Annotated in this window: 12 protein-coding genes; 9 read left to right on the top strand and 3 right to left on the bottom strand. The window is 69.9% G+C overall.

Going from position 1 to position 18,133, the window contains the following annotated elements:
- Nucleotides 1-25 precede the first annotated feature (25 nt).
- The 8 genes from AMK58_RS27025 (at nt 26) to AMK58_RS26990 (ending at nt 15,311) form a co-directional block, all read left to right on the top strand.
- On the top strand, nt 26-2,290 hold the full coding sequence (locus AMK58_RS27025; RefSeq protein WP_035682491.1) for an ATP-binding protein: 2,265 nt from the start codon (nt 26-28) through the stop codon (nt 2,288-2,290).
- 8 nt (nt 2,291-2,298) lie between these two features.
- Nucleotides 2,299-2,781, top strand: coding sequence for a response regulator (locus AMK58_RS27020; RefSeq protein WP_035682490.1), 483 nt, complete (start codon nt 2,299-2,301; stop codon nt 2,779-2,781).
- 16 nt (nt 2,782-2,797) lie between these two features.
- Nucleotides 2,798-5,671: a PAS domain S-box protein gene (locus AMK58_RS27015; protein WP_051140939.1), complete on the top strand. Its 2,874-nt coding sequence runs from the start codon at nt 2,798-2,800 to the stop codon at nt 5,669-5,671.
- Between the two features lie 70 nt (nt 5,672-5,741).
- On the top strand, nt 5,742-8,249 hold the full coding sequence (ptsP, locus tag AMK58_RS27010; protein ID WP_059399682.1) for a phosphoenolpyruvate--protein phosphotransferase: 2,508 nt from the start codon (nt 5,742-5,744) through the stop codon (nt 8,247-8,249).
- A 35-nt stretch (nt 8,250-8,284) separates the two neighbouring features.
- A complete protein-coding gene (pfkB, locus tag AMK58_RS30725) occupies nt 8,285-9,217 on the top strand; it encodes a 1-phosphofructokinase (protein WP_236778358.1) in 933 nt (310 codons plus the stop codon).
- A 25-nt stretch (nt 9,218-9,242) separates the two neighbouring features.
- Nucleotides 9,243-11,084, top strand: a complete 1,842-nt coding sequence (locus AMK58_RS27000) for a PTS fructose-like transporter subunit IIB (RefSeq protein ID WP_035682479.1) — start codon at nt 9,243-9,245, stop codon at nt 11,082-11,084.
- Nucleotides 11,085-11,254: 170 nt separating this feature from the next.
- A complete protein-coding gene (locus AMK58_RS26995; protein WP_236778357.1) occupies nt 11,255-13,633 on the top strand; it encodes a sensor histidine kinase in 2,379 nt (792 codons plus the stop codon).
- A gap of 100 nt (nt 13,634-13,733) precedes the next feature.
- Nucleotides 13,734-15,311 carry a tetratricopeptide repeat protein gene (locus AMK58_RS26990; protein WP_059399679.1) on the top strand — a complete coding sequence of 526 codons (1,578 nt, stop codon included), beginning with the start codon at nt 13,734-13,736 and terminating at the stop codon, nt 15,309-15,311.
- Nucleotides 15,312-15,484: 173 nt separating this feature from the next.
- Here AMK58_RS26990 and AMK58_RS26985 read toward each other — a convergent pair whose 3' ends face one another.
- Nucleotides 15,485-16,156: a transglycosylase domain-containing protein gene (locus AMK58_RS26985; RefSeq protein ID WP_035682475.1), complete on the bottom strand. Its 672-nt coding sequence runs from the start codon at nt 16,154-16,156 to the stop codon at nt 15,485-15,487.
- A 401-nt stretch (nt 16,157-16,557) separates the two neighbouring features.
- On the opposite strand from AMK58_RS26985, the gene cysE reads away from it, so the two are divergent.
- Nucleotides 16,558-17,442, top strand: a complete 885-nt coding sequence (gene cysE / locus AMK58_RS26980) for a serine O-acetyltransferase (RefSeq protein WP_051140934.1) — start codon at nt 16,558-16,560, stop codon at nt 17,440-17,442.
- Nucleotides 17,443-17,473: 31 nt separating this feature from the next.
- On the opposite strand, the gene AMK58_RS26975 is transcribed toward cysE, so the two are convergent.
- Together AMK58_RS26975 and AMK58_RS26970 are read right to left on the bottom strand one after the other, a co-directional pair.
- Nucleotides 17,474-17,662 carry a helix-turn-helix transcriptional regulator gene (locus AMK58_RS26975; RefSeq protein WP_035682474.1) on the bottom strand — a complete coding sequence of 63 codons (189 nt, stop codon included), beginning with the start codon at nt 17,660-17,662 and terminating at the stop codon, nt 17,474-17,476.
- Complete coding sequence (locus tag AMK58_RS26970) at nt 17,659-18,039, bottom strand: hypothetical protein (RefSeq protein WP_035682472.1); 381 nt, start codon at nt 18,037-18,039, stop codon at nt 17,659-17,661. The genes AMK58_RS26975 and AMK58_RS26970 overlap by 4 nt, the downstream gene beginning before the upstream one ends.
- Nucleotides 18,040-18,133 lie beyond the last annotated feature (94 nt).

Genomic DNA, 18,133 nt, shown 5'->3' with positions numbered 1-18,133 from the left:
GAACGCTGCCGCGAGGATCAGCGCCATGACCGTTGGTGACTTGGACCTCGACGCCTGCAGCCGGGAACCGATCCATCGCCCCGGCAGCATCCAACCCCACGGCATGCTGTTGGCCTTCTCTGGAAGCGACGCCGATGGCATCCTGATCCAAGCCAGCGCGAATGCCGCGCCGGCGCTGTCCCTGCCGCTGGCGCAGGCGTTGGGTCAGCCGCTGGAACGGGCGCTGCACCCGCAGATCGCCGCCGCAGTCCGCTCCTTCCTCGCCACTGGTCCGGTTCCCTCCCGCCCGGTGCCGGTCGCCATGACCGAACTGCCCGGTGCCGGCCGTCATCAGCTTCTTGCTCACGCCGTCGATGACGCGGCGGGCAACAGCGTGGTGATCCTGGAGCTGGAGCGGCTGGACGGGCTGGAAACCGACCTCCTCGACCACGTCTACCCGCGCATGCGCGAGGCGCTGGAGCGGCTGGACGCGTTGAACGCGCCGGCGGACCTCCTGAACTGCGCCGCGCAGGAGGTCCGCGCGCTGACCGGCTTCGACCGCGTGCTGATCTACCGCTTCGACGCCGACTGGCACGGCACGGTGGTGGCGGAGGACGGGAACGGGCGGTTGCCCTCCTATATGGACCTGCGCTTTCCCGCCTCCGACATCCCCACCCAGGCGCGCGAGCTGTACCGGCTGAACCGCCAGCGGCTGATCCCCGACGCCGGCTACGCCCCGGTGTCGCTGGTCCCCGAAGGGGCGCCGCCGTTGGACCTCAGCTTCTCCGTCCTGCGCAGCGTGTCGCCGGTGCATGTGCAGTACATGCGGAACATGGAAACCGCCTCGTCCATGTCGGTGTCGATCCTGCTGCACGGGGCCTTGTGGGGGCTTGTCTCCTGCCACCATCAGGAGCCGAGGGCGGTGTCCTACGCCGTGCGCTCGGCCTGCGACCTGATCGCCCAGATCCTGTCGGTGCGCATCGCCGCGGTGGAGGACCGGCGCGACGCCGAACACCGTATCGCCCTGCAGTCCATCCAGGCGCGGCTGCTGGCCGCCATGGCCCAGGCCGATCCCTTCATCGCCGGCCTGACCGAACACCCTGACGACCTGCTGCGCTTCGCCAACGCCAGCGGGGCCGCCGTCGTCTTCGAACGGCGCTGCACGCTGGTCGGCGACACCCCGACGGAAGAGCAGGTGCGCGGCCTTGTGGACTGGCTGGCCGCCCAGGGCGAGCCGGAGCAGTTCGAGACGGACAGCCTGCCCGCTCTCTACCCAGCGGCGGCGGACTTCGAGGGCAAGGCGGCGGGGCTGCTGGCCGTCGCCGTGTCGAAGCTGCACGCCAGCTACGTGCTGTGGTTCCGGCCCGAGGTGGTGCGCACCGTCCGCTGGGGCGGTGACCCGCGCAAGCCGCTCGACCGCGACGGGCGGGGGTTGAGCCCGCGCGCCTCCTTCGAAACCTGGAAGGAGACGGTGCGCCACCGCGCGCTGCCCTGGACCGCGGCGGAGCGCGACACCGCCGCGGCGCTGCGCCATGCCGTCATCGGCATCGTCCTGCGCAAGGCGGAGGAACTGGCCGCCCTGTCGCGGGAGCTGGCGCGCTCCAACAAGGAGCTGGAGTCCTTCTCCTACTCCGTCTCCCACGACCTGCGCGCGCCGTTCCGCCACATCGTCGGCTACGCCGAGCTGTTGCAGGAGTTGGAGTCGGACCAGTTGAGCGCCACTGGAAAGCGCTATCTGGACGTCATCGTGGACGCGGCCAACAGCGCCGGCACATTGGTGGACAATCTGCTGCACTTCTCCCAGATGGGGCGCAGCGAGCTGACCCCCGTCTCGGTGGATATGAAAGCCCTGGTGGCGGAGGTGCGGGAGACGCTGGCCCCCGACACCGCCGGGCGGGCCATCGAGTGGGACATCGCCCCGTTGCCCACGGTGCGCGGCGATCCCGTGATGATGCGGCTGGTTCTGCAAAATCTTTTGTCAAATGCCATCAAATACTCCCGCGGCCGGGAACCGGCGCGCATCGCCGTGGGTTGCGAAGACCGGCCCACCGAAACCCTCTTCTTCGTCAGGGACAACGGGGTCGGCTTCAATCAGGCTTACGAGAAGAAGCTGTTCGGAGTTTTCCAGCGGCTGCACCGCAACGAGGAGTTCGAAGGCATCGGCATCGGCTTGGCCAACGTGCGCCGCGCCGTGGAGCGCCATGGTGGACGGACCTGGGCCGACGGGCGGCTCGACAAGGGAGCCATCTTCTACTTCACGCTGCCGAAGGCCGGGATGGCGAAACCGGATCCGCGCGATCTCGATGAGTGACCTGAAACATGAGTGACCTGAAACCCATCCTGCTGGTCGAAGACAACCCGCGGGACCTGGAACTGACCCTGGCGGCTCTGGAGAAATGCCAGCTCGCCAACGACGTGATCGTCGCCCGCGACGGCGAGGAGGCGCTGCGGATGCTGACCCGCCGCGATCCGGAGACGGGGCAGCCGACCCAGCTTCCCGCCGTCGTCCTGCTCGACCTCAAGCTGCCGAAGATCGACGGGCTGGAGGTGCTGGAGCGGGTGAAGAACGATCCGGAAACCCGGCACGTCCCCATCGTGATGCTCACCGCGTCGCGCGAGGAAAGCGACCTCGTGCGCAGCTACAAGCTGGGGGTGAACGCCTTCGTGGTGAAGCCGGTGGACTTCAAGGCCTTCTTCCAGGCGATCCGCGACCTGGGCGCCTTCTGGGCGATCCTGAACGAACCCCCGGTCGGCTGCGCCCGCCGCCCGGCGGGAACCCCGCCCGCGGGAAAAGGCGCCTGAAGGAATGCCCGCCGGAATGCCCGCTGCCGTGACCATCCTGCATCTGGAAGACAGCCCGCTGGACTGCGAGCTGGCTTGCGCGCGCCTGAGGAAGGCGGGAATCTCCTGCGACGTGACCCGCGTGGACACCCGCGCGACCTTCGAGGCGGCGCTCGGCGGGCAGCGCTTCGACCTGATCCTGGCCGACTTCTTCCTTCCGGACTTCGACGGGCTGGAGGCGCTGGAGATCGCCAAGGCCCGCACTCCGGAAATCCCCTTTCTGTTCCTGTCCGGGCGGATGGGGGAAGAGACGGCGGTGTCGGCCCTGAAGATGGGCGCCCGCGACTATGTGCTGAAGCAGCGGCTGGCCCATCTGCCCGCCGCGGTGGAGCGAGCGATCGTCGAGGCGCGCACCCTGGCCGAGCGGCGGCTGGCCGAGGAAAATCTGCACCGGCTGCGGCAGGCCATCGACGACATCCGCGACTACGCCATTGTCACGTTGGACCTGGAGGGCCGCATCACCTCGTGGAACGAGGGCAGCCGCCGCCTGTTCGGCCACACCGAGGAGGAGGCGCTGGGCCGTCCGCTGTCCCTGCTCTTCGCACCGGAGGAGCGCTGCGCGGAGAACATCCGCGGCCTGCTGGCGGGGGTGGCGGAAAAGGAGCGCTGCGAGGGCGAATGGATCCATGCGGCGCGCGACGGGCGGCGCTTCTTCGGTTCCACCGTGCTGACCGTGGCGCGCGATGCCACGGGTGCGCCGGCCGCCTATTCGGTGGTGGTGCGCGACATCACCGACCGCCGCGCCTCGGAAATCGCGCTGCGCGACAGCGAGGCCAAGTTCCGCGCCATCGCGGAAAGCATGCCGCAACTCGTCTGGTCAACCCCACCGAACGGACTCCCCGATTACTACAACCTGCATTGGTTCTCCTACACCGGCACCCGGCCGGAGGCGATGACCGGCGCGGCCTGGATGGATGTGGTCCATCCGGACGACCGGGCGCGGACCGCCGCCCTGTGGACCGCCGCGGTGCGGTCGGGCAACTCCTACGAGGTCGAGTACCGGCTGCGCGAGGCCGGGGGCCGGTACCGCTGGTTCCTGGGGCGGGCGGTGCCCCTGCGCGACGGGGACGGGCGGATCACCCGCTGGTTCGGCACCTGTACCGACATCGACGACGCGGTGAAGGCCCGCGCCGCCCAGGCCGACGCCCGCGAGGATCTGGAGCGGCAGGTGGCCGAGCGCACGGCGGAGCTGGTGGCCGCCAACCGCCGGCTGCTGGGCGAGGTGGCGGAGCGGCAGCGCGCCCAGGCCGACCTCAGCGCGCTCTACGCCAAGACCCCGGTGCCGCTGCACTCCTTGGACGCCGAGGGACGGCTGCTGAGCGTCAGCGACCGCTGGCTGGAATTCATGGGCTATGAGAGCCGGGGCCAGGTGCTCGGCCGCAACATCACGGAGTTCATGCCGCCGGACGTCGCGCGGGAGCATCGGGAGAACCGCTGGCCGGAGCTGCTGCGGCTCGGCGCCTTCCAGGACATGCCCTACCGGCTGGTCAAGCGGTCGGGGGAGGTCGCCGACGTGCTGGTGTCCGCCCGGATCGAGCGGGACGGGTGGGGCGCTTTTCTGCGCACCATGGCCGCGGTGGTCGACGTCTCCGCCCGCCTGCGCGCCGAGGCGGAGCGCGAGCGGGCCGAGGAGGCGCTGCGCCATTCCCAGAAGATGGACGCGCTGGGCCAGCTCACCGGCGGCATCGCCCACGACTTCAACAACCTGCTGACGGCGATCTCCGGCAATCTCGACCTGCTGCTGTCCCGGCTGGACACGGCGGAGCGGGCGGACCTGCGCGACTACGCCACCCATGCCAAGGTCGGGGCGACCCGCGCCGCCGGGCTGACGCAGCGCCTTCTCGCCTTCGCCCGGCGGCAGCCGCTGCGCCCCGACGCGACGGAGCCCTGCGTGCTGGTCGAGGGTATGGAGGACCTGCTGCGCCGCACGGTGGGCGAGCAGGTGTCCATCGCGACCGACTGCCCGCCGGACGTATGGGCGGCCTGGTGCGATTCCAACCAACTGGAGATCGCGCTGCTGAATCTGGTGGTGAACGCCCGCGACGCCATGCCGGACGGCGGGCGCATCACCATCACCGCCGCCAACGCCCAGCTGACGGCGACCGACGTGGCGGGCGACGTCTCCGGCGCTGCCCCCGGCGATTATGTGGTCCTGACCGTCGCCGACACCGGCATGGGCATGCCGCCCGACATCATCAAGCGTGCCTTCGACCCGTTCTTCACCACCAAGCCGATCGGGCAGGGGACCGGGCTGGGTCTGTCGCAGGTCTACGGCTTCGTCAGCCAGTCCCACGGGCTGGTGCGCATCGACAGCGAGGCCGGGCGGGGCACCGCCGTGCGCCTCTACCTGCCGCGCTGCGACGGGGAGGATGGCGCCGGTCTGCCGCCGGGGACCGCCGCGGCGCCCATCGCAAACGGCGCGGTGGACGGCACCGCCGGAACCGTGCTGCTGGTGGAGGACGAGGCGCTGGTCCGCATGGTCGCGGTGCAGGCGCTGGAGGACGCCGGTCTGGACGTGGTCGAGGCATCGGACGGGGCGGAGGCTTTGGAGCTGCTGGACGGCGGCCTGCGCGCCGATCTGGTGGTGACCGACGTGGGGCTTCCCGGCATGAACGGGCGGCAGCTGGCCGAGGCGGTGCATGAGCGGCGGCCCGAGCTGGGGGTGCTGTTCATGACCGGCTACGCTTACGACGCCACGCTCGGCACCGGCATCCTGGAACCGGGCTGCGAGGTGCTTCAGAAGCCTTTCGAGACCACCGCACTGGTCGCCCGCGTCACCGGGATGCTGGCCCACACGCGCGGCGACGGCGGCACCCTGCGCGAATCTGTCCCGGAACGGCGCTGCGACTGACGCGTTATCCTCCTCTAAGGATGAGTCCGGCCCCGCGCCCGGACTTTTCTGCGCTGGGGGAGGACGAGCGATGCTTCAGGTCTCCGAATCGCAGGTGCACCTTGGGCTCTCGGCGCCGGACAAGACGGAGGCCATCCGCATCGCCGGGCGGGCGATGGTTGACTGCGGCCTGATCGACCCTGGCTACATCGACAGCATGCTGGGCCGCGAGGCGGTGTCCGGCACCTATCTCGGCAGCGGCATCGCCATCCCCCACGGGCTTCCCGAAGCGCGCGATCTGGTGCGGCGGACCGGCGTGGTGGTCGTCCAGTTCCCCCAGGGCGTCGATTGGGGAGGCGGGGAACCGGCACGGCTGGTCGTCGGCATCGCCGCCAAGTCGGACGAGCACATCGCCGTCCTGCAACGGCTGACCGGCGTGCTGGGCGACCCCACGGAGGCCGCGCGGCTGGGCACCACCCGTGACCCGCGCGCCATCATGGCCGTGCTGAACGGCGAGGCGCCCGCCGCACCCGTGAGTGAGCCGGTCGCGGTTCCCATCGATGGGGACAGCATAGCGGTCACCGCCCCATCGCCCCATGGCCTGCACGCCCGCCCGGCGACGGCGCTGGTCGAGGTCGCCAAGCGCTTCCGCGCGGAGATCGCCGTCCGGCACGACGGCACCACGGCCAACGCCAAGAGCCTGATTTCCTTGCTGCGGCTCGGTGCGTCGGGCGGCCAACCGCTGACCATCACCGCGTCGGGCGAGGACGCCGGGGCGGCGCTCCAGGCCATCCGCGCCGCCTTCGGCGCGGGGTTGGACGAACCTGTCACTGCGGCGGCACCTGCGGAGGAGGCAATCCCACGGGCGGTCCCGGCCGACCTCGACTATGACGGGCGGGTGATCGCCGGCATCTCCGCCTCCCCAGGCATCTCCACCGGCCCGGTCTGGAAGTTCCAGCGGGAGGAACTGACGGTCGCCGAGGCCGCCCCCGATCCCGAGGCGCAGCACCGGCGGTTGGACCAAGCGCTCGCCGCCGCCGCCGCCGATCTGCGCAACCTGCACGAGGCGTTCTGGAAGAAGGCCGGCGCCGCCAAGGCGGCCATCTTCAAGGCGCATCAGGAGCTTCTCGATGACCCGGAGATGGTTGCCGAAGCCCACGCCCTGATCGACCGGGGCAAGAGCGCCGGCTGGGCGTGGCGTGCGGTCTATGAGGAGCGCGCCGGCACGCTGGCCCAGCTCGCCGACCCGCTGCTGGCCGGGCGGGCCGCCGACCTCAGCGACGTCGGGCGTCGGGTGCTGCGCCTGCTCGCCGTGGTGACGGAGACCATGGCGGCTCTGCCGGACCACCCCGTCATCCTGCTGGCCGAGGATCTGGAGCCGTCCGACACGGCGAAGCTCGACCCGGCCAAGGTGCTGGGGCTGTGCACGGCGGGGGGCGGCGCAACCTCCCACACGGCGATCATCGCGCGCTCGCTGGACATCCCCGCGGTCGTCGCCGCCGGGCCGTCGGTGCTGGACCTGGAGAACGGGCGCGCGGCGATCCTCGACGGCGATGGCGGGGTTCTGGTCGCCGACCCCAGCGAGCGCGACCGCGGTCGCGCCGCCGAGGCCCGGATCAAGGTGGGCGAGCGGCGGGAGGCCGAGCGGCTCGACCGTTACAAGCCGGCCATCACCACGGACGGACGGCGCGTCGAGGTCGCCGCCAACATCTCCGACCCGGCGGAGGCGGTGCAGGCCGTGGAGGCGGGCGGCGAGGGCGTCGGGCTGATGCGCACCGAGTTCCTGTTCCTCCAGCGCGACCTGCCGCCGGACGAGGAGGAGCAGTTCGCCGCCTACCGGACCATGGTGCGGGCGATGAACGGGCTGCCGATCATCCTGCGCACGCTGGACATCGGCGGCGACAAGAACGTCCCCTACCTGCGCATGCCGGCGGAGGGCAACCCCTTCCTGGGCGTGCGCGGCATCCGCCTGTGCTTCGAGCGGGAGGACCTGTTCCGCACCCAGCTCCGCGCCATGCTGCGCGCCTCCGTGGAGGGGCCGGTGCGCATCATGTACCCGATGATCGCCACCCCGGCGGAGCTGGAGCGCGCCAAGGCGATCACCGAGGCGGTGCGGCGCGAGCTGGACGTGCCGCGGGTCGAGCTTGGCATCATGATCGAGGTACCGTCCGCCGTGATGATGGCCGACCGGCTGGCCCGGGAGGTGTCCTTCTTCTCCATCGGCACCAACGACCTGACGCAGTATGTACTGGCGATGGACCGGCTGCACCCGGTGCTGGCCCCGCAGGCCGACGGGCTGCACCCCGCCGTCCTGCGCATGGTGGAGCGCACAGTGGACGCCGCCCGCCGCGCCGGAATCTGGGTCGGCGCCTGCGGCGGGGTGGCCGGCGACCCGGCGGGAGCGGTGCTGCTGTCCGGCCTGGGCGTCACGGAGTTGAGCGTGGCCATTCCCGCCGTTCCCTCGGTCAAGGCGCGGCTGCGCGCCATCGCCATGGCCGATGCCGAGCGCACCGCCCGCGAGGCGCTGGACTGCGCCGACGCGGCGGAGGTGAGGGCTCTGGTCCGTCAACGTTTCGCCGACGCCGGAGGCGTGTCATGACCCCACCATCCAACTTACGTGCCGGTGTCGTTACCGTGACACTGAACGCCGCCATCGACCAGACGCTGGACGTGCCGGGCTTCGCCGCCGGTGCGGTCAACCGGGCGGTCGCCGAGACGCGGACCGCGGGCGGCAAGGGCATCAACGTCGCCGCCTTCCTGGCCGGCGCGTCCCTGGCCGGCGGCGCCACACCCGTCACCGCCACCGGCTTCCTCGGTGAGGAGAACACAGCCGTCTTCGACGCGCTGTTCCGCCGCCGCGGTATCCGCGACCGCTGCCTGCGCTTGGCCGGCCGCAGCCGGGTGAACATCAAGCTGGTGGACCGCGAGGGCCGCTCCGTCACCGACATCAACCTGCCGGGTCTGCATGTCCCGGCGGAAAGCTGGCAGGGGCTGCTGACCGTGGTGGATGATCTCGCCGCCGCCAATCCAATCTTCGTTCTGTCGGGCAGCGTGCCGGCGGGCGTGCCGGACACCGCTTACGCCGAGATGGTCACCGCCCTGCACCGGCGTGGCGCCTTCGTGGTGGTGGACACCAGCGGCCCGCCGTTGCGCCACGCCGTGGCCGCCCACCCCGACATGGTGAAGCCGAACGCTGCGGAGCTGGCTGAACTGCTGGGCCGCCCGCTGAAGGATCGGGCCGAGGTGGTGTGCGCGGCGCGCGAGCTGTCGGAGTCCGGCATCGCGCTCGTCGTCGTGTCGCTGGGCGCCGAGGGCGCCGTCTTCGTGGAGGGCGGCCGCGCGCTGCTCGCCGTGCCGCCGCCCGTCGAGGTCGCCAGCACGGTCGGCGCCGGGGACGCCATGGTCGCCGGGGTCGTCGCCGCCCGGCTGGCCGGTGTGGGGCTTGAGGACTGCGCGCGGCGCGGCACCGCTTTCGCCGCCGGCACGCTGTCCCGCCTCGGCCCCGAACTGCCGCCGCCGGAGCGCCTCGCCGAGCTGATGCGGGCCGTTCGGGTGGAGGAATTGTAAGGCATTCAGCGCCGGAGGGATCGCGATGGCAAAGCTCGTGGCTGTGACCGCCTGCCCGACGGGGATCGCCCACACCGTCATGGCAGCCGAGGCGCTGCGCCGCACCGCCGCGCTGATGGGCCACGCCATCGCGGTGGAGACCCAGGGGTCGAACGGCGTGCAGACGCCGCTTTCCGCCGCCGACATCGCGGCGGCCGACGCGGTGATCCTGGCCACCGACATCGCCGTGGACGATTCCCGCTTCGCCGGCAAGCCGATCCTGCGCACCTCCACCGCCGCCGCCATCCGCGACACCAAATCGGTGATCGGCAACGCCTTGGCCGATGTCCCCGGGCCGCAGCAGCCCACATCCGCCCCTCCGCAGACAGCCCCGAAAACGGCTCCCACCGTGGTGCGCAGTCCCGGCCTGCTGGTCGCCATCACCGCCTGCCCGACGGGGATCGCCCACACCTTCATGGCGGCGGAGGCGCTGAAACAGGCCGCCCAGGCCAAGGGTTACCGCATCAAGGTCGAAACCCAGGGCTCGGTCGGTGCGAAGAACGCGCTGACGGAGGAGGAGATCGCCGAGGCCGAGGCCGTCATCATCGGCGCCGACACCCACGTCGCCACCGACCGTTTCGCCGGCAAGCGCCTGCTGAAGACCTCGGTGGGGGAGGCGCTGAAACAGCCCGCCCGCGTGATCGACGAGGCGCTCGCCCTGCCGGCCCCGACCGCGGCGGGAAGCGCCGCCGCGCCCGCCTACGCCGACGCGGTGTCGGGGGCCAAGGCGCGGCAGAAGGAGGCGCAGTCCGGCCCCTACAAGCATCTGCTGACCGGCGTGTCCTTCATGCTGCCCCTCGTGGTGGCCGGTGGCCTGATCATCGCCCTGTCCTTCGTCTTCGGCATCGAGGCCTTCAAGGAGCCGGGAACCCTGCCGGCAGCGCTGATGCAGATCGGCGGAGAGGCGGCCTTCGGGTTGATGGTGCCGGTGCTGGCCGGCTACATCGCCTATTCCATCGCCGACCGGCCCGGCCTCGCCCCCGGCTTTATCGGCGGGATGCTGGCGGCCAAGATCGGTGCCGGTTTTCTGGGCGGCATCGTGGCGGGTTTCCTGGCCGGCTACATCGCCCGCTGGCTGCGCGACACCATCCGGCTGCCGCAGAACCTGGAGGGGCTGAAGCCGGTGCTGATCATCCCGCTTCTGGGCACGCTGGCGGTCGGTCTGCTGATGGTCTACGTCATCGGCACGCCGGTCGCCGCGATCATGAACGGGCTGACCGCCTTCCTGCAGGGCATGACCGGCGCCAACGCGGTGGCGCTGGGTGCGCTGCTCGGCGCCATGATGGCGCTGGACATGGGCGGGCCGGTCAACAAGGCGGCCTACACCTTCGCCGTCGGGCTTCTGGCCTCCAACACCTACACGCCGATGGCCGCGGTGATGGCCGCGGGCATGACGCCGCCGCTCGGGCTGGCGCTCGCCACCATGGTCGTGCCCAGCCGCTTCACAATGCAGGAGCGCGAGGCGGGGAAGGCCGCCGGCGTGCTCGGCCTCGCCTTCATCACGGAAGGGGCGATTCCCTTCGCCGCCAAGGACCCGCTGCGCGTCATCCCCGCGGCCATGGCCGGGTCGGCGGTGGCCGGCGCCCTGTCGATGTGGTTCGGCTGCGGCCTGCGGGCGCCGCACGGCGGCGTCTTCGTGCTGGCTATTCCCAACGCGGTGGCGCCGCTTGGCCCCTATGTCCTGGCCATCGTCGCCGGGACCATTGTCACGACGCTCGGCCTGATGATCCTGAAGCGCCGTGTTGAGGCGGATCCCGCCGCGGCGCCGGCTCTCGACACGGCGGCCCCAACCTCGACCAGCCCCGCGCCCAGCGGGGCTGGCCGCTGACGACCTGGAATCACCACAGCCGCTGATAGCCGGCCATGCCACAAATTAGTTTTAATTTTCGCCAAAATTGAAAGAACTCGACAACTCCAGAGTGCTATCGCTAGCTTTGCGGTGTTCCGCCACCGGCCTGCTTCGCAGCCGCTCGGAGGAACGGCAGCCGGCGGAGCGTGATGAGGATCTCGTATCGCATAGCGACGGTGGGTGGAATCCCAGTGGTCATCGCGGCGCTGATCGCGGTGTCCGCCTGGATTTTGCTGGAGCGCTCCGGCCGCTCGCGCGAAGCCGCGGTCCTGGCCGGCACCGTCTATCGTGAGATGATCGCCGCCACCGCGGCCCGCAACGACTTCATCCACTCCACTCCCGAAGGCCGCCTGCCCCATGAGGTCACCTTCCGCCGCGCCACTCACGGCGCCCGGGAAGCGCTGGAGGCTCTGGGCGGGCTGGCGGACCGGGGTGCCCAGGCCGACGCGGTCGACACCGCCCGCCGCGCCTCGGACCGCCACGCCGCCCGGTTGGAGGAGTTGGTGGACGCCATCGCCTTCGGCGACGCCCGCGCCCGCGGCATGGCGGAACAGGAAGCTCGGCTGCTCGCCCTGGCCGAACAGGCGCGCCAGCGGCAGCACGCCGCCAACACCACGCTCGTCGCCTCCCTGGCCGAGGTCGACCGGCAGTTGCTGGCCAGCCGTACCGTGGTGGACGGCCTGCACGACCTGCGGGAAGCGGTGCTGCGCGCACGGCTGGCCGCAAAGGATGCGGCGGCCATCACCGATTCGTATGCGCCGCCCGAAGCGCAGCCGCGGTTTGATAGCTTGGCACCGTCGCTGGACCGGGTGGAGTGCATCGCGGACCGTCTTGCCGCGTCGCTTGCCCGGGCAGGCGAGGGGACGGGGCGGGACGGCGTGCCCGCCGCTGCCGACGACGTCTATGGGACGGCCCTTGCCGAACTGACGCGGTTGCGCGCCGAGCGTTTGGACCGGTGGACGCTGCCGGAGCTGGCGCCACGTTATGACGCCGTCGCCCAACGGGTGCTGGACATCACCGGCACCGGCCATGGTGCCGTCCAGGCCGAGGTGGCGGAACTTCTGCGCCGCACCGTTTCGGCCCACGCCATGGAGCAGGAAACCCAGACCGTCGCCATGACGGCCCTGTCGCTGAGCGGACGGACCCTGAGGGCACTGGAGCGGCGCGATACGCGCGGGCTGCGCGATGTCGCGGCCGACAGCGGGCGGCTGCGCGACCGGGTGGTCGGACTCCCCATCTCCCCGCTGATCCAGGACGAGATGCTGGCCGCCATCACCGCCTGGCGCGACGGGCTGGAGCGCGCCACCGACGGGCTCGCCCGCCAGAACGGCGCCATCGCCGCGATGGACATGGACGCCGCCGCGGTGATGAACACCGCCCGCCACCTGAACGACCTGTTCCAGGACAGCGCGGTGCGAAGCGCCGGCCTGCTGCGCTCCACCCTGCTCATCGGCGCGACCATCGGCCTGCTGTTTGCCGCCGGGGCGGCGCTTCTGGTGGCCGGCGGCATTACGCGGCCCCTGCGCCGGCTTCAGGACGCCACCCGGCGACTGGCCCACGACCCGAGCGATGGGCAGGTGAGCGACCTGGATCGGCGCGACGAGCTGGGTGACATGGCCCGCGCCGTCCACCACTTCGCCGCCGAAATCAACCGCCGCGAGGACGAGTTGCGCCGCGCCAAGGAACAGGCGGACTCCACCCTGGCGGAACTGCGGCGGACCCAGGCCCATCTGGTGCAGGCGGAGAAGCTGGCCGCGCTGGGCCAAATGGTGGCCGGGGTGGCGCACGAGATCAACACGCCGCTTGGGATCACCCTCACCACGTCGACCCTGATCCACGAGAAGGTGCCGAAGATGAAGCGTCTTCTCGATTCCGGCCAACTGCGCCGCCGCGAGTTGGAACGCTTCCTGACCGACATGGGCGACGTGTCCGAGCTGCTGGTCAACAACACCGTCCGCGCGGCGGAACTGGTGCAGCGCTTCAAGGAGTTGGCGATGGACCCGGCGGGGGAGATGCGCAGACGCTTCGACCTCCGCCTCTGCCTCATGCAGGCGGTCGAGGCGCTGGGACCCTTCTGGGAACCGGCGGAACACCGGATTGTCGTGGACTGTCCGCCGGGACTGATGATGGACGGCTACCCGCAGGCCATCGCGCAGATCGTCTCGCACCTGCTGCTGAACGCGGTCAACCACGGCTTCGCGGACGGGGAGGGGACGGATAGGCAAGAGGGCGAAAGGCGGAGCGGCACCGTGACGGTCGTTGCCCGCCGGGCCGCGGCGGACGTCGTGGAACTGGCCGTCGCCGACGACGGGCGGGGCATCCCGGTGGCGCTGCGGCCGCGCATCTTCGATCCCTTCTTCACCACGCGCCGCGACCGGGGCCACGCCGGGCTCGGCCTGCACATCGTGCACAACACTGTTAGCCAGCTCGGCGGCACCATCAGTTTGGAGGAGGAAGAGGTGGGAGCGGAGGGGACGCGCTTCGTCATCCGCCTGCCTCCCGCCACGCCGGAGAAGGAAGGCGCGTAACGCAGGCGGACGCTTGCGCGCCGCGCCGGTTCCGGTTTACTGCAAGGCGGGTCCGTTCGACGATTTCCCGTTTGATGATTTCAGTGCGGGGTGCGGGGGCATGGCGACGATCGAGGAAGCCTACACGGTCGCCATCGACCACCATCAGGCCGGACGGCTGGACGAGGCGGCGATCATCTACCAGCGCATCCTGGACGCCGATCCGGAGCAGGCCCACGCCGTGCACCTGCTGGGCATCGTCGCCGGCCAACAGGGCCGTCATGGCGAAGCCGTCGCGCTGATCGGCGCCGCTGTGGCGCGGGATGGGCTGAACACCGACTTCCTCGGGAATCTGGGCGCGGCGCTGAAGGCCGCCGGTCGCTATGACGAGGCCATCCGTCATTTCGCCCGCGCCCTGGCGCTGGAGCCGGCGGCGCGCGGCGTTCCGGGCAATCTCGGCTCCGCCTTGGCCGCCGATGGCCGGATTGATGAGGCCGTGTCCTGGCTGAGACGCGCCGCCGCCCTCGACCCGGTGCATTTCGAGACGCTTCTGAATCTGGGAATTGCGCTGCGCGACGCTGGCCAGTTCGACGAGGCGGAAACGGCGCTGGAAACCGCCAAGTCCCTGCGCCCGGACCATCCGCACCCGGTCTGCGAGCTGGCGGTGCTGAAGCTGGCGCTCGGCGAATTCGAAGAGGGGCTGGCGCTTTACGAACGGCGCTGGGACTACACCGGCCAATCCGCGGCGGTGTCCGGCAAGCCGCTGTGGCGGGGCGAGGACATCGCTGGCAAGACCATCCTCCTCTATTACGAGCAGGGCCTGGGCGACACCCTGCAATTTGTCCGCTATGCGCCGCTGCTGGCCGATCGCGGCGCGCGGGTGCTGCTGATCGTCCAGCCGGAGCTGCGCCGTCTGCTGGCCTCGGTGCGGGGCATCGACCGTTTGGCCACTTACGAAGACGCGGCGGCATTGCCGCGTTTCGACCTGTGCTGCCCTCTGATGAGCCTGCCCTTCGCCTTCGGCACGCGCATCGACGGAATACCCTCCGGCGAGCCCTACATCACGCCGTCCCCCGAACTGGCGGCGGGGTGGGCGGGGCGGCTCGGCTGGAACCGGAGCGGGGAATTTGCCGGGAAACGCCCGTTGCGCGTTGGTTTCGTCTGGTCGGGCAATCCGCGGCGCCACGACCCCACCTCCCACGCGATGGACCGCCGCCGCAGCGTGCCCTTCGCCCTGATCGAACCGCTGCTGTCCGTGCCGGGGATCGAGGCCGTCAGCCTCCAGGTCGGAAACGCGGCGGAGCAGGCGCGGGCGGCCATCGCGGCGGGTCTGCTCACCGACCCCATGGCGGATGTGACCGACTTCGCCGACACCGCGGCCATCGCGGCGCATCTCGACCTCGTCATCACCGTGGACACGTCGGTCGCCCACCTTGCGGCGGGAACAGGGCGTCCGGTGTGGATGCTGTCGCGCGCCGACGCCTGCTGGCGCTGGTTCCGCGGGCGCAGCGACAGCCCCTGGTACCCGACAATGCGCCTCTACCGGCAGGACTCGCCCGGCGACTGGGGGCCGGTCATGGCCCGCGTGGCCCATGACCTTGCCGCAGTTGCGCTGGGGGATCGGAACTGCGTCGAGAACAGGCTGGCCGACGTAGGCGCGGGTTCGTCTTTTCCCGGTTCAACGGAAGGAGCGGGCTGACCCCTGAAGCCGGCAAGCTTATGTACGGATACAGGTGCTGGATTTCGGGATGGAGTCCACATCGCCCGGCAGAGAAATCCCATAAGGAGTCTTATGGAAAATATGCGAGTTGAACTTGCGCTGCACATTGTTGCCCACAGGGATGCTCTGGATGACGGCTCGAATGTACCCAATCAGCTGCCGGGAGGCTGTCGGCACCCTTCGAGCCAAACGTCCCCATGCCCTTCGGGAACACACGCTCCTGCCACCAAACGTTCGATCCGCCTGACACGCTCGGTGAGCGCAACGTCATCGTCACGAAGCGTGAAGGACGCCGGTGAGATGAGAACGGCGACCAATCGGGCAAACTCCGCACCGCTCAACGCAGCCGGAGGCCGCCCATAGATGGCTGAGCTTGCCTTATGGAAGCCGGTCACCCAGCCTTCCGGCCCCTCGCCCATCTCCAGCGTGTCGAGCCAAAGGGCGAGGATCTGGTCCTTGGAGAGGCGGCGTTCCAGACCCATCGCGTACCCGGTTTGCCGTATCTTCCCGACACCCGGTCGAAAATTTTTGAAAGCAAGGCGCTTGGATGCCGATTGCGTGATCGTCGTCGCTCCGGCGCCAGGGGTCGAGAAATCCACCCCGGCGTGATCAAAGAAATTCGGGTCCTCAACGTTCAGCAACATCGCTAGATGGTCCGCGCCGAGCGAATCTCCTCCCAAGCCTTGGGCGATCAGATCGTCGGCGCGCTGACGCAAGTGCGGAGCATCCGATAGAGCGTCCCAGTATCCTTTTCCACCGTAAGCTGCGACCGCGACGATGAGCGAAACGACAAGAAGGCTTGCGAGCTTGAAAATTCGTCTCATGGGTCGTATCCCAAGGCATGATACAAAGGCCGCGGCGCTCATCCATCTCCGGCTGGTCTGGCCGAACTGAGCATTTGGACAGGGCGGGCAGCATGATTGCCGAGCGGGGTGATGGATTCCAGCGTCATGTCGCACGCTCGCTGGACGCCCCATTCGTCATGACGGTCGTCGGCGACGATGCGATCATTTGATAAGCCCGTCCGCCGGCGCGGTTAGACCTGTCAGAGTGTGCAAGCTATTTTCACAGTATGAAAATGTGCAAAAATTCGTGGTGACCCTTCATTTCCCACGACATGGCTCCCCTTCCGGAAAGCGGCGTGCTAGGCTCCCGTCCGGCCTGTTGAAGGCCCCATGACCGGACCGGCGTCCGGACCGGTCGGGAACACCAGGACAAGCGCGCCATGAATCACATCGTCGCCCCCTGCTTTAAGGAACAGGGCTTCAAGGATCGGAACCTCACGGAACGCGACCGCCCGGAATCCCCGTTTCTGGAGGGCGTCAACGGCATGTGGGCGATGCTGCGCGCCGAGGCGGAGAATGTCGTCGTGAAGGAGCCGTGGCTGCGCCCCTTCATCGACACCGCCATCCTGCTGCACCATGACTTCCCGTCGGCTCTGGGCAGCCTGCTCGCGCGCAAGCTGGGCGATTCCTACATTTCCGCCGACCAGCTCGCCATGCTCGTGCGCTCGGCGGTCGCCGACGCGCCCTGCATCGTGGAGGAGGCCTGCTCCGACCTCCAGGCCATCTGCACACGCGACCCGGCGGCCGACAATTGCCTGACGCCCTTCCTCTACTACAAGGGCTTCCATGCGCTGGAATGGCACCGCATCGGCCACTGGCTGTGGCGGCGCGAGCGGCGCGACCTCGCCCACTTCCTGCAAAGCCGGGTGTCGGAGGTGTTCGCGGTGGACATCCACCCGGCGGTCCCGGTCGGGCGCGGCGTCTTCATCGACCACGGCACCGGCGTGGTGATCGGCGAGACCGCGGTGGTCGGCAACGACGTCTCGATCCTTCAGGAGGTCACGCTGGGCGGCACCGGCAAGGAGCATGGCGACCGCCATCCGAAGGTCCGCGACGGCGTCCTGCTGTCGGCCGGCGCCAAGATCCTGGGCAACATCGAGATCGGCAGCCGCGCCAAGGTCGGGGCCGGCAGCGTAGTGCTGAAGGACGTGCCGCCCTGCGCCACGGTGGTCGGCGTCCCGGCGCGGATCGTCGGCTGGTGCCGCGACACGGTGCCGGCGCTCGCCATGGACCAGACGGTGCCGGAGCCGGAGTATCACATCTGACGGAACCGGTGGATTCCGGACCGGACATCCTTCAGGGGAAGAAGATCTGCTCGATGGTCAGGCCGAACGTCCGGGCAATGGCGAAGGCCAGCGGAAGGCTGGGGTCGTAGCGCCCGTTCTCGATCGAATTGACCGTCTGGCGGGACACCTGAAGGCGCTCCGCCAGCTCACTCTGGCTCCAGCCGCGGGCCGTGCGGATGTCTTTCACCGCGTTTCTCATCGGTAGCGCCACTGGGCAATGCACACCCCGACGACCCACAGCACCGCCATGAGCGGCCAAACATGGAACGCCCGCAGTTCCGGCGCGCCGGCATCCTCCGCAAAGCCCCAGGCGAAAGTTGCCAGCGCCGTACCCGTGAAGGAGAGGGCGATCGCGTCGAACTGGATGCGGCGCTGAAGCTCATCCATTCGCCGCAGCCCCCGCAAAACCGTCCAGGCGACGGCGACCGTGCCAAGGATCGGCAGAAGCGCGAGCGCGATTTTCATCGCGCCTTCCGGTTGGAGCAACCGATCCGCCGCGTTGGCACCGAGCAGAAGCGCCGCGTAGAGAGCCAGAGCCCCGGACAATTCGACGCCGTAGCGCTTGATGCTGAACATCCCCCCGCCCCTTCCATGCCGCCCAATGACAAGGAAGCTTTACATACGGCGCCGCGCCGCTGTCAAGGTTGCTTTACACATCGCCGCCCGTCTT

Source organism: Azospirillum brasilense (assembly GCF_001315015.1).
GTDB lineage: Bacteria > Pseudomonadota > Alphaproteobacteria > Azospirillales > Azospirillaceae > Azospirillum > Azospirillum brasilense.
Note: the sequence above shows the minus strand (reverse complement) of the source record. Positions and strands in the feature narration are given on the sequence as shown.

Excerpts from the sequence above, each read along its gene's own strand:
- AMK58_RS27025 (WP_035682491.1), top strand. The coding sequence starts at position 26 with ATGACCGTTGGTGACTTGGACCTCGACGCCTGCAGCCGGGAACCGATC.
- AMK58_RS27020 (WP_035682490.1), top strand. The coding sequence starts at position 2,299 with ATGAGTGACCTGAAACCCATCCTGCTGGTCGAAGACAACCCGCGGGAC.
- AMK58_RS27015 (WP_051140939.1), top strand. The coding sequence starts at position 2,798 with ATGCCCGCTGCCGTGACCATCCTGCATCTGGAAGACAGCCCGCTGGAC.
- ptsP (WP_059399682.1), top strand. The coding sequence starts at position 5,742 with ATGCTTCAGGTCTCCGAATCGCAGGTGCACCTTGGGCTCTCGGCGCCG.
- AMK58_RS27000 (WP_035682479.1), top strand. The coding sequence starts at position 9,243 with ATGGCAAAGCTCGTGGCTGTGACCGCCTGCCCGACGGGGATCGCCCAC.
- AMK58_RS26995 (WP_236778357.1), top strand. The coding sequence starts at position 11,255 with ATGAGGATCTCGTATCGCATAGCGACGGTGGGTGGAATCCCAGTGGTC.
- AMK58_RS26990 (WP_059399679.1), top strand. The coding sequence starts at position 13,734 with ATGGCGACGATCGAGGAAGCCTACACGGTCGCCATCGACCACCATCAG.
- AMK58_RS26985 (WP_035682475.1), bottom strand. The coding sequence starts at position 16,156 with ATGAGACGAATTTTCAAGCTCGCAAGCCTTCTTGTCGTTTCGCTCATC.
- cysE (WP_051140934.1), top strand. The coding sequence starts at position 16,558 with ATGAATCACATCGTCGCCCCCTGCTTTAAGGAACAGGGCTTCAAGGAT.
- AMK58_RS26975 (WP_035682474.1), bottom strand. The coding sequence starts at position 17,662 with ATGAGAAACGCGGTGAAAGACATCCGCACGGCCCGCGGCTGGAGCCAG.
- AMK58_RS26970 (WP_035682472.1), bottom strand. The coding sequence starts at position 18,039 with ATGTTCAGCATCAAGCGCTACGGCGTCGAATTGTCCGGGGCTCTGGCT.